The sequence below is a fragment of the Pseudaestuariivita sp. genome (genome assembly GCF_052825805.1).
Genome location: NZ_JBRBVB010000009.1, coordinates 197604 through 206877 on the forward strand (window position 1 = coordinate 197604; position 9274 = coordinate 206877).

The 9274-nt window shown below is 65.9% G+C and carries 11 protein-coding genes and 1 tRNA gene; 5 read left to right on the forward strand and 7 right to left on the reverse strand.

Features of this window, described 5'->3' with window-relative positions:
- Positions 1–2: 2 nt before the first annotated feature.
- Positions 3–79, reverse strand: a tRNA-His gene (locus ACU0B3_RS11425).
- A 44-nt stretch (positions 80–123) separates the two neighbouring features.
- Positions 124–600 (reverse strand): N-acetyltransferase family protein, encoded by a 477-nt coding sequence (locus ACU0B3_RS11430; RefSeq protein ID WP_446260980.1) that lies wholly within the window; start codon positions 598–600, stop codon positions 124–126.
- A gap of 79 nt (positions 601–679) precedes the next feature.
- On the opposite strand from ACU0B3_RS11430, the gene ACU0B3_RS11435 reads away from it, so the two are divergent.
- Positions 680–862 (forward strand): DUF6324 family protein, encoded by a 183-nt coding sequence (locus tag ACU0B3_RS11435; protein ID WP_446260981.1) that lies wholly within the window; start codon positions 680–682, stop codon positions 860–862.
- Positions 863–946: 84 nt separating this feature from the next.
- Here the strand turns inward: ACU0B3_RS11435 and ACU0B3_RS11440 are convergent, their stop codons facing one another.
- Both ACU0B3_RS11440 and ACU0B3_RS11445 read right to left on the reverse strand, forming a co-directional pair.
- Complete coding sequence (locus tag ACU0B3_RS11440; protein ID WP_446260982.1) at positions 947–1402, reverse strand: MmcB family DNA repair protein; 456 nt, start codon at positions 1400–1402, stop codon at positions 947–949.
- Positions 1403–1775: 373 nt separating this feature from the next.
- Complete coding sequence (locus tag ACU0B3_RS11445; RefSeq protein WP_446260983.1) at positions 1776–1913, reverse strand: hypothetical protein; 138 nt, start codon at positions 1911–1913, stop codon at positions 1776–1778.
- Between the two features lie 175 nt (positions 1914–2088).
- Between ACU0B3_RS11445 and ACU0B3_RS11450 the strand changes: the two genes are divergently transcribed.
- From ACU0B3_RS11450 to ACU0B3_RS11460, 3 genes are read left to right on the forward strand one after another with little or no spacing between them, the layout of a single operon-like run.
- Positions 2089–3378, forward strand: a complete 1290-nt coding sequence (locus tag ACU0B3_RS11450; RefSeq protein ID WP_446260984.1) for a hypothetical protein — start codon at positions 2089–2091, stop codon at positions 3376–3378.
- Positions 3375–4163, forward strand: coding sequence for a hypothetical protein (locus tag ACU0B3_RS11455; RefSeq protein WP_446260985.1), 789 nt, complete (start codon positions 3375–3377; stop codon positions 4161–4163). The genes ACU0B3_RS11450 and ACU0B3_RS11455 overlap by 4 nt, the downstream gene beginning before the upstream one ends.
- Positions 4160–4585, forward strand: coding sequence for a hypothetical protein (locus ACU0B3_RS11460; protein WP_446260986.1), 426 nt, complete (start codon positions 4160–4162; stop codon positions 4583–4585). The genes ACU0B3_RS11455 and ACU0B3_RS11460 overlap by 4 nt, the downstream gene beginning before the upstream one ends.
- 168 nt (positions 4586–4753) lie before the next feature.
- Here the strand turns inward: ACU0B3_RS11460 and rpe are convergent, their stop codons facing one another.
- The 3 genes from rpe to ACU0B3_RS11475 all read right to left on the reverse strand — a co-directional run bounded on the left by rpe (position 4754) and on the right by ACU0B3_RS11475 (position 7204).
- Entirely contained in the window at positions 4754–5455 is a 702-nt protein-coding gene (gene rpe, locus ACU0B3_RS11465; RefSeq protein ID WP_446260987.1) for a ribulose-phosphate 3-epimerase, read from the reverse strand.
- 83 nt (positions 5456–5538) lie between these two features.
- The gene (locus ACU0B3_RS11470) at positions 5539–6204 is read right to left on the reverse strand and encodes an alpha/beta fold hydrolase (protein ID WP_446260996.1); all 666 of its coding nucleotides are present in this window, start codon (positions 6202–6204) and stop codon (positions 5539–5541) included.
- Between the two features lie 34 nt (positions 6205–6238).
- Entirely contained in the window at positions 6239–7204 is a 966-nt protein-coding gene (locus tag ACU0B3_RS11475; protein ID WP_446260988.1) for a cupin domain-containing protein, read from the reverse strand.
- Between the two features lie 168 nt (positions 7205–7372).
- On the opposite strand from ACU0B3_RS11475, the gene ACU0B3_RS11480 reads away from it, so the two are divergent.
- On the forward strand, positions 7373–8953 hold the full coding sequence (locus ACU0B3_RS11480) for an ABC transporter substrate-binding protein (RefSeq protein ID WP_446260989.1): 1581 nt from the start codon (positions 7373–7375) through the stop codon (positions 8951–8953).
- Positions 8954–9274: the final 321 nt, after the last annotated feature.

Genomic DNA, 9274 nt, shown 5'->3' on the forward strand with positions numbered 1-9274 from the left:
GGTGGTACCACCTCCCCGGCTCGAACGGGGGACCTCCTGATCCACAATCAGGCGCTCTAACCAACTGAGCTAAGGCGGCACTGGCACGGGAAATATCGCCGGCCCGGCGCGATTGCAACCCTCTTAGAAGAGGAGCTCCCAGGTCTGCTCGGTGAGCGGCTGGCCAAAGGACACCACCGGCTCGGACCTTACGCAGCGCCACCCATTTCGGGAATAAAGCGCACAGGCCGCCGCGTGCTCGGCATGGGTCCAAAGCACCATGCCGGGATAGCCGCCCGCCTTGGCAAACGCCACACAGGTCTCCAAAAGGCGCCGTCCCAGCCCCCTGCCCTGCGCCGCCGGTTCCAGAAAAAACAGCCGCAGCTTGGCCCGGCCATCGCCTGCCGGCACGCAAAAGATCGACCCAAGCGGCACGCCGTCCTCGACGGCCACCCAGCCCTGCGCCGGCTCCGGTGCGTCCTGCGGCTCGAAGGCTTGCAGGATCTCATCGACCAGCGCGCCAAACGTGTCGTCGAACCCGTGCGCATCCGCGTAATACGTCTGATGCGCCGCCACGAGCCACGGACGATCCTGGGGTACATAGGTGCGAATCTCTGCCATGGCGCCACCCTGCCGCGCCCCGGCTTGCAGAGCAAACGCACTTCGCGCTATGGCCAAAGGCCAAGACGGGAGACGTGTCATGGGCATCAACACCGAACGCGACATCGAGGCCAACCTGCAGATCGGCCCGACCGACCAGGGCATGGTGCGGCTCTTCATCACCGCAAACGGGATCGAGATCCCGATGGACTTCGACCCCGACGAGGCCCGAGAAATCGCCGAGGAAATGCTCGCCGCCGCCAAGATGGCCGACCGCGCTTAACCCGGACTGCCGCGCGCACCGTACCGGCTTCTTCTGGCCAAAAAATATCCTCCCCGAAGGGCCCGGCTGCCACACCGCGCAACCTCAGAGGGAAAGCTCCCCCATCGCAGGGTCTCTCAAATACATCAGACGACGCGCGGCCTGCGTGCCAAAGCGCTGGATCACCGCCTTACGCCGGGCCGCGGCCAGCTTGTCCTCAGGCGCCATGCGCAGGACTTCCGCGCCATAGGCATCCCCGATGATCAGCCCCGTCCCCTCGGGCAAGAGGTCCGTGGGAAAATGCTCATCCACGGCCCAGAAATAGCGATCGCACCATTCCAGGTAGCCCTCCCACTTGCCGTCCGAGATGAAATCGGCGCGGGAGGACTTGCACTCGACCACCCAGATCTCTCCCTTCGACCCCAGCGCCATCACGTCCACGCGCTTGCCGCGCTCGGGCGTGAACTCCTCGAGGCACACCATCCCGAGCGAGGCGAGATAGCGCACCACCCCGCGCGCCAGGAGCTGCCCCGGCTGCAATTCCAAACCACCATCGTGCATAAGGTGACTATGAACAAAGTGTGAACGCGCAATCAACCCTCCCGCACCGTGATCGGTGCCGAAATGTGGCCAATCTGCCCTTGCGAGCCCCATTGCCCAGCCCTACATCCGGGTCAGGCGGGTTCTGCCCTTCTCGATTTCGGTGAAATTCCGGTGGCCTTAAGCAAATCCGAGGGAGCTGGCTCTGTCCTTGCCCTGGCTTGGTTACCTGGCGCCCACCTGTATATACAGGTCCTCGGGAATGAGTATCGACCGGTTGGTGTGGTCCCGCCGCCTTTCCTTCACGGACGGACAAATCCGCAGTCATCACCCGTGCGCCAGAAACGCAAAAACCCCAGCAATTGCCGGGGTTTCCAGTCACTTGGAGGAAGGCTCAGATCTTGCGCTTCGGCTTCTCCGCCTTCACCGGGATCGGCACATAGTCCCGCGTGCCTTGCGGTTCGACCAAGCCGTCCAGCCAGTCGCGCAGCGCCTTCAGCGCTTCCGTCACTCGATCTTCAAGATACCGCATGGCTCTCTCCCTTCGCCCTTGAAAGGTACGCGATAGAGACCAAACTTCAACCCACTCGTGCGGGTTCCCGCCACTTTTTTGCCTCGATTTGTCCCGATGCTTGCAGAAACGGCGGATGTCCGCGCGTATCTGAGGCCGGCCCATCCGGGGCTGCGCAACCAAGGAATGCCGCGCCATGTCCACCTCCGACTTCGATCCCGCGCGCCGCGCAAGCTCCGGCCACGACGTCCGCCAGGCGCGGGAGATCACCGGCCACCTCAGTTGGCTCGACACGATCACCGGCACCGCGCTTGGCGTTCTAGCCTGCGCTTCGGGCATCTACACGTACCTCGGCGTTTCCTCGCTCCTCGACGAAAACGGCGCGCTCAGCTTCCTTGCGGCAGCCGCCTTTTCCATCGCCGTCTCCGTCGCGATCTTTGTCTTTTGGTCCTACATGATGCGCATCTTTCCCGCCGTGCGCACGGTGAGGGCGCGGGTCGGTATGTTCCTGGCGATGTGCGTCGGCTCGCTCTTCATCGTCGCCATGTCGTCGTGGCTGAACGCCGCGGCGCTGGCCGGCTCGGCGGCAGTGGAGCAGCACCTGGCCAAGACCGTGCAGGACTACCAAGACGCGCTCGAGCAGGCCAACTTGATCGCCGTCTCCGGCCAGTCGCTCGAGCGGGACGTCGCGCGGATGCGCCAGACGCTCGAAGACCTCAGCGAGCAGGAGGCGGCAGGTGATCTTTCCGGCCTCGCCGGACGCGGCGCCGTTTTCCGCATCCTGCGCCAAAAGAGTGAAGAGCTCCGTGGCCTCGAGGCGCAGATCGCCGCCCAGGGCCCACAGGTCGAGGGCGTGTTCGACGAGGGCAACGCCATCCTCAGCCGCATGCGCGCTCTGACAGTCGAGACCGGCGCGGTCGAGGGGCGCTCGGTCCTCTTCTCCGAGGAGGCGGTGCGCCTCGCCGGACTCATCGCCACCCTGCGCCAGCTCTCCGTCGCGCCGCTTGTGGACCGCTCGGCGCAGGACCTTTCGGCGGTTGTGGTTGTGCCGGAACTCGATCAGCGCTCGGATGTGGCCTCCGGCCAGCAGGCCACCATCGACGCCGTGCTGGTCGCCATCGCCCAGCGCGCGGAGACGCTTGCTCTGGCGGCGCAGGCCGTGATGGCCCTGCCCGCTCCGCCCGACACGACCTATACGCCGATTTCCACCGCAGACGCGGTGATCCGCTATGCCGGCGACTTCATCCCCTCGTGGGCGGGCGCGATTGCCATCGACCTATTGCCGGGTGTTCTGGTGATGATCATTGCCGTCGCGCAAGGCGCAGTCCGGAGCGCGGAGGCGCGCGTGCCTATCGAGGACACGATGACGCTCGCCGAGCTGCGCGCCGCGGTGGCCGCCCTGCGCGAGGTCGAGGACGGTGTGCCGCCACGGGCGCAAAAGCTGCCTCCGCCCGCGAAATCATCTGACCCGCCGGAGGCGACATGAGCACGGCCGACACATCCGAAGACGCGCCCAAACGCGGCCCCGGCAGCATCCTCAAATGGATCCTCGCGCTGCAGGTCTTCATCGGGCTCTTCATCGTCGGGGTCGACATCGCGCCGAACCTTGCGACGAACCTGCGCCCGTCGAGTGCGCCGAACCTCACGCAGCCCGTGCTGCCCGGTGACCAGACCCGGCGCTACCGCGACGACTGGACACCGAACCCCGGCCGCCCGTCGAGCCCGCTTCAGACGCCCGGCGACATGCCCTCCCGCCTGCTCTTTACGCCGGACGAGGGTGACGCGAGCGTCCTGACGCTGACCGGCAAAATCCGCGAGGGCGATGCCGCGCGCTTTGCCGAGGCCATCGCGGCGCGCCCCGGCATCGCTGCGCTGCGTCTGCATTCGCCCGGCGGCTCGGTCCGCGACGCGCTCGACATCGGGCGGCAGGCGCGCGAGCTGGGTCTGAACACAATCATGCAGGCGGGCGACATTTGCCTCTCGGCCTGTCCCTACCTCTTTGCCGGGGGCGTGGCGCGGAGCGCAGACGAGGACGCCTCCATCGGCGTGCACCAGAGCTATTTCGGCTCAAACTCTGTTCTGCCCGCGTTCCTCGCCGTTTCCAACATCCAGCGCGGACAGGGCGAGGTGATGACCTACCTCGCCGCGATGGGCGTGGACGTTCTGGTCATGCAGCACGCGCTGGTGACCCCGCCGGACGAGATCTACCTGCTGTTGCCCGAAGAGCTGGAGCGCTACCGGATGGTCACATCGGCTGAGGGCGCGACATGAGGTGGCTCGTTGCCTGTCTGGCGCTGTCCGCCTGCGCCGCAGCCCCGCAAGACACCCTGCCAGACGTCGATTTCAGCGCGCCCGTGGTGACTATTCTGGGAGACGAGGGCGGCAACCCCGGCGCCTACCGAGACCTTCGCGCCCGGCTTGCCGCCTCCGGCACGCGCGTCCAGCTCGGAGAGTGCAATTCGGCCTGCACCATGCTGATGACGCTGCCGAACGCCTGCCTGATCCCTGACACACGGTTCGGGTTTCATACAAGCAACGTGGGCGGGCTGTTCAACCCGATGCTCGCAGAGACCTACCGGGCCGGGATCCTTGCGCGGTTTCAGGCGGAGTGGAGTCAAAGTGAGCGGATCCAGAGGATCACGGCGGAAGAGGCTGTCGCACTTGATCCGGGTTTGAGACTTTGCGGCGGATAAAGCTAACCTGCTTTTGAACTGAGACATAAGGAACAGAAGTTCACGCGCCGACCCGAAGGGTGGCGCAATCGCGCCGCCCCAATGGGGGCGGGTCGGCGCGGCCTGACGGTACCCGTCAGGCGGGCGCTTTGATTTAGGCGTTCGCGCTTATGGTCAAACGCAAGAGCCTCAGACCATCCGCCCAGTCGCCTGCTCCGCCGCCGCGCGAATGCTCGCGATGTTCGTGCCATACGCAGCCGGTGCCGCCACCGATCCACCCTTGAACACAGCCGACCCGGCCACCAGCACATCCGCACCAGCCGCCGCGACCAAAGGCGCCGTCACAGGGTCCACGCCCCCGTCAATCTCGATATGGATCGGGCGTTCAGCGATCATCGCGCGCAGATCGCGGACCTTGGCGATCTGGCTCTCGATGAACTTCTGCCCGCCAAAGCCGGGATTTACCGTCATCACACAGACCAGATCAACGAGGTCCAGCACATGCGCGATCGCGCTCAAGGGTGTGCCGGGGTTCAGCGCCACGCCGGCCTTGACCTTGAACGCGCGGATCAGCTGCAACGTGCGGTGCAAATGCGGGCCCGCCTCCGCATGGGCGGTGATCACGTCGGCGCCCGCCTTGGCGTAGGCTTCGACCGAAGCGTCCACAGGCGAGATCATCAGGTGCACATCCATGACCGTCTTGATATGCGGGCGGATCGCGGCGCACATTGCCGGGCCAAAGGTCAGGTTCGGCACGAAGTGGTTGTCCATCACGTCGACGTGGATCCAGTCGGCGCCCGCAGCCTCCACCGCGCGGATTTCGGCGCCGAAGTTGGCAAAGTCGGCGGCGAGGATGGACGGGGCGATCTTGATCGAACGGTCAAAGGACATGGCGCACCTCTTATGAGCTGCGCGCCTTGTGCGCCGGGGTGGTGGGATTCGCAACTGGTGTAGGATGGGTGCTTGCACCCATCCTAGGTTTGAAGCCAGCGCTCCAGAGCCTGCGTCGTCTTCTCCGGCTGCTCGAGCGTCGGCAGGTGGCCCGCCCCTGCGATCACCTCGAGCACCGCCCCCGGGATCAGATCGCGCATCAAGGTGTGGCGGTGGAGCGGGCAAAGCCCGTCATCCTCCCCGCACAGCACCAGCGTCGGCACGCGCACCGCTTTCAGGCTCACCTGCTGGTCAGGCCGCGCCTGCAGTGCCCGCGACTGTCGGACGAACACCTCCGGCCCCAGCGCCTCTGCCATGGCCATACACGTGTCGAGGATCGCACCGAGGTTCGGGCCGTCCGCGAGGTAGTTCGGCTTCATCTCGTCGCGCATCACGCTGCGGAGCTGGCCGCCCTGCACCTTGGCGATCTGCGGCTCCCTCGCAGCGGCGACAGCGGGGTGCTCGGCCTTGGGGTTGGTGTCCATGAGCGCGAGGCGCGTGACGCGGTCCGGCGCGCGGCGGATCACCTCCATCGCCACGATCCCGCCCATCGACAGCCCCGCAAGTGCGAAGCGCGGCGGGGTATGGGCAAGCACCTCCTCCGCAAGCACCTCGATGCTGTCGGAGGACGTAATGGGCGCCACCATGACGGCACGCTTAGCGCTCAAGGCGTTGATCTGCGGGGCAAAGAGCCGGGCATCGCACATCATGCCCGGCAGCAGCACCAAAGGGTCTGGCACGACCTCAGCCGACCCAAGTCGGCCCGGCGGGATCGTCCGTATTGCGCACGCGGAACATCGACGCCTCGCCCGACATCGACGGTGTCATGTCGTGCGGCACCCCCGGCGGCACGGCGCATGTATCGCCCGGGTTCAGCACGCGGTCCTGGCCGTCCATGGTGATCTTCCAATGGCCGCGCATGGGCATCAGGATGTGGTGGCAATCCAGCGTTTGAAGCCCTTCGCCCGGCGTGCGGTGCGAGATGAAATCGACCTCGAACCCCGGCTTGTCGACCAGCATGGCCTCCGCGCCGATCACCGGCGCAGGCTTGTCGGACGACAGCGCCATCATGTCCCAGTAGCGCGCCACGTAGGTCGGCACGACCTCGCCCGCACTCGGCTCGGGCATGCGTGCGAGGATGTCATCGCCCAGCAAGGGCATGGGTGACACGCCGTCCGGCAGCGCCTGTCCGCGCTTGGTGTCGTAGAGCTTGCCAGTCTCGGCCAGCACGAGCCCGTGATCCTTGGCATCGGTGATGACTTCCGGCGCCCAGAGCACGCCGCCGCCCGCATCATCCCCGCCGAGGATCGCCATGATCATCCCGTAGTCGGTGCCGATGTTCTCGAACCCGCGGAAGATGCCGGTCGGGATGTTGAAGATGTCGCCCTCCTCGAGCACGACCTCGCCAGCCTTCCCGTGCCGGCCCCAGAAGAACCGCCAGCGCCCCTTGAGGACAAAGAAGACTTCGGCCGTGCGGTGCGAGTGCAGCGAGTTGCGGCACTTGGGTGGCTGCCCGGCCGCGCCGATGTTGAAGCCCGGCGTGTCCTTGATGTGCACGTGCTGGTCGGCGCTTTCGCTGACCCCGCCCCCGATGATGGTGAAGTTCTCCTTTTGATCGGACCCGGGCGTGTGCGCGTCGATGAACGCGGTCTTGCAGGGGATCAGGTCACCATAGCGGACGATGCGGGCGTCCAGTTCGGCGGGGGTCATGTCGGGTCTCCTTGGTGTGCCGAGGCGTACCGTGACAATCTTTGCATACGAATGCAAGCATCCGTGCCTGCCCTGAATTTGAACATCTGATCAAAAATGCGGCCAAAGCCCTTGCATCTGGCCATGGAGCGGCAAGGATACCGGCACACAAACAGGGAGACCCTGACGATGAGACTGCAAAAGACTGCCATTGTCGGCGCGCTGATGCTGAGCACCGCGCTGCCTGCCACCGCCGAGACGCTGCGATGGGCGCGCGCCGGGGACGCGCTGACGCTCGACCCGCATGCCCAGAACGAAGGGCCCACTTCGGCCCTTGCCCACCAGATCATGGAACCGCTCGTGATGCGCGACATGACCGGCGCGATTGTGCCGGCGCTTGCGACCGAGTGGGGTCCCTCGCCCAACGATCCGAACGTGTGGGTGTTCAACCTGCGCGAGGGCGTTTCATTCCATGATGGCGCCGAGTTCGACTCGGGCGACGTCGTCTTTTCGCTCAACCGCGCGATGACGCCGGACAGCGACTACAAGGAGCTGCTCGCCTCGGTTACCGAAGTGCGCGCCACGGGGCCGGCCACGGTCGAGATCGTCACGAACGGTCCAAACCCGATCATGCCGAACAACCTCACCAACCTCTTTATCATGGACGAGGGCTGGGCGAACGCGAACAACGCCGTCAAGGTGCAGGACTACGAAGGCGGCGAGGACACCTATGCCGCCAAGAACGCCAACGGCACGGGGCCCTACAAGCTGGTCAGCCGCGAGCCCGACGTGCGCACGGTCCTGACGATCAACGAGCAATACTGGGGCTCGAACGAGTTCCCGATGGACGTGACCGAAATCATCTACACCCCGATCCAGAACGCCGCGACGCGGGTGGCGGCGCTCTTGTCGGGTGAGGTGGACTTTATCCAGGATGTGCCGGTGCAGGACCTCGAGCGGGTCGCGGGCACCGACGGGCTCGACGTGCGCACCGCGCCGCAGAACCGGGTGATCTTCTTTGGTCTCAACTCGGGCGACGCGGATCTCGCCAACGACAACGTGGACGGCGCCAACCCGCTGAGCGACGTGCGCGTGCGCAAGGCGATGTCGATGGCGATCAACCGCGACGCGATCCAGCAGGTCGTCATGCGCGGCCAGTCGGCGCCCGCCGGCATGATCGCCCCGCCGTTTGTCAACGGCTGGAACGAGGAGATGGACAGCTCGTCCGTGACCGATGTGGACGGCGCACGCGCGCTGATGGAAGAGGCCGGCTATGCCGATGGCTTCACCATCCAGCTCGACTGCCCGAACGACCGCTACATCAACGACGAGGCGATCTGCCAGGCCGCCGTCGGCATGCTGGCGCAGATCGGTGTGACGGTGAACCTCGACGCAAAACCCAAGGCGCAGCACTTCCCGCTTTTGAGCAATCTGGAGACGGATTTCTACATGCTGGGCTGGGGCGTGCCGACCTACGATTCGGAGTACGTGTTCAACTTCCTCGTCCATACCAAGGGTGAGCGGTACGGGTCCTGGAACGCCACGCGCTATACCAATCCCGACCTCGACATGACGATCCAGGCGCTGGCGTCCGAGACGGACCTCGAAAAGCGCAACGCCATGATCAACGACATCTGGACCGTCGTGCAGGATGAGGCGCTCTACATCCCGATCCACCACCAGGTGCTGAACTGGGGCATGGCCTCGAAAATCGGCACGATCGTGGCGCCGGACGACACGGCGAAGTTCAAGTACTTCGAGATCGAGTAAGAGGTTTTGCGAGGGCGCTTCTGGGCGCCCTCGCGGCACGGGGGGGGGGGGGGGGGGGGGGGGGGGGGGGGGGGGGGGGGGGGGGGGGGGGGGGGGGGGGGGGGGGGGGGGGGGGGGGGGGCGGGCGGGCGGGGGGGGAGGCCGGGGGGGGTGGGGGGGGGGGGGGCGGGGGGGTGGGTGGTGGTGGTCGTGCGTGTGCGTGTGTGTGTGTGCGTTTGCGCATGTGAAGCCGTTAGCGGTGGGGTTAAATTGTTCGTTGGGGCCGGATTTGATGAAGCCGTTTTTGGAGGAGTTATCGGAGGTTGCAGGGACGTATGTTTC

What these genes read in the sequence shown, in the direction of transcription:
- ACU0B3_RS11430 (WP_446260980.1), bottom strand. Translation starts at nt 600, where the DNA reads ATGGCAGAGATTCGCACCTATGTACCCCAGGATCGTCCGTGGCTCGTG.
- ACU0B3_RS11435 (WP_446260981.1), top strand. Translation starts at nt 680, where the DNA reads ATGGGCATCAACACCGAACGCGACATCGAGGCCAACCTGCAGATCGGC.
- ACU0B3_RS11440 (WP_446260982.1), bottom strand. Translation starts at nt 1,402, where the DNA reads ATGCACGATGGTGGTTTGGAATTGCAGCCGGGGCAGCTCCTGGCGCGC.
- ACU0B3_RS11445 (WP_446260983.1), bottom strand. Translation starts at nt 1,913, where the DNA reads ATGCGGTATCTTGAAGATCGAGTGACGGAAGCGCTGAAGGCGCTGCGC.
- ACU0B3_RS11450 (WP_446260984.1), top strand. Translation starts at nt 2,089, where the DNA reads ATGTCCACCTCCGACTTCGATCCCGCGCGCCGCGCAAGCTCCGGCCAC.
- ACU0B3_RS11455 (WP_446260985.1), top strand. Translation starts at nt 3,375, where the DNA reads ATGAGCACGGCCGACACATCCGAAGACGCGCCCAAACGCGGCCCCGGC.
- ACU0B3_RS11460 (WP_446260986.1), top strand. Translation starts at nt 4,160, where the DNA reads ATGAGGTGGCTCGTTGCCTGTCTGGCGCTGTCCGCCTGCGCCGCAGCC.
- rpe (WP_446260987.1), bottom strand. Translation starts at nt 5,455, where the DNA reads ATGTCCTTTGACCGTTCGATCAAGATCGCCCCGTCCATCCTCGCCGCC.
- ACU0B3_RS11470 (WP_446260996.1), bottom strand. Translation starts at nt 6,204, where the DNA reads ATGATGTGCGATGCCCGGCTCTTTGCCCCGCAGATCAACGCCTTGAGC.
- ACU0B3_RS11475 (WP_446260988.1), bottom strand. Translation starts at nt 7,204, where the DNA reads ATGACCCCCGCCGAACTGGACGCCCGCATCGTCCGCTATGGTGACCTG.
- ACU0B3_RS11480 (WP_446260989.1), top strand. Translation starts at nt 7,373, where the DNA reads ATGAGACTGCAAAAGACTGCCATTGTCGGCGCGCTGATGCTGAGCACC.